Raw genomic sequence first — 810 nt, 5'->3', positions numbered from 1 at the left:
AATCGCGTGTATTGCTGGTTATGACTTTTTACATTAATCCCACTTCGCCACATATCATTGCCTGCGGGGCAGCGGCATGTTTGAGTTGCCTCATCATAATGAAAATCGTCTGAGGTAAATAAGCGTGGCTTGCCTTTGCTGCGTTTTAGTCGGCGCTTTTCTTGCTCCGTTTCGTATGTTTCGCTGTCTTTAAACAGCGGATTTCGTTTTCTAAATTGGTTATCCGCAATGTAGGTATCGAACCCACTTTTCGCCATGTATTCAAGGTTCACTTCGCTGTTAAACCCACTATCTGCGGTGAATTTAATCGTGTGATCGTCTTTGAGCTTGTCAGTGTTCAATCTATCGAGTTGCTGTTTTAATTGTGCAACGGCTGGCTGCAGAGTTTGTTGCTCGCCTACTGAGCCCCACGCTTGTGCTTGCAGGATGATTTGATGTTTATCATCGTTTATCGCGATGCCGTTGTAGCCTTGAATTGTGCCTTTTGAGGTCGTCATCTTCGCACTGTCGGGGTCAGTGATATTACTTTTAACAGGCTTGCCTTTACTGCCTGTTTTTTCTTTGTGAGTGGCTAAAAACTCAGTGATTTTATCTGCACTTTTATCCAGCTTTTCTTTTTGTTTTAAGTCCTGAGCTATCAACTCTTCGCCCAGTCCATCTTGTGATTGGTGGCGTTCAATTATACGTTTGCTTGCGCGTTCTAATTTTGCTCTTTTGCGGCTTAACTCATCGAATGTGCCGCTCCACTCTTTACTCGCATTGGACTTTAATTTACACCCATCAATGGCAAACATGTTGCGGCCTATCAAG

General features: G+C 43.8%; 1 pseudogene. It reads right to left on the bottom strand.

Going from position 1 to position 810, the window contains the following annotated elements:
• Positions 1–810: pseudogene (locus I6F54_RS20405) on the bottom strand (transposase); the annotation flags it as partial.

The sequence above is a fragment of the Pseudoalteromonas sp. SWXJZ10B genome, from assembly GCF_015864475.1.
Classification (GTDB): domain Bacteria; phylum Pseudomonadota; class Gammaproteobacteria; order Enterobacterales; family Alteromonadaceae; genus Pseudoalteromonas; species Pseudoalteromonas arctica.
This window is presented reverse-complemented; position numbering and strand designations above follow the sequence as displayed.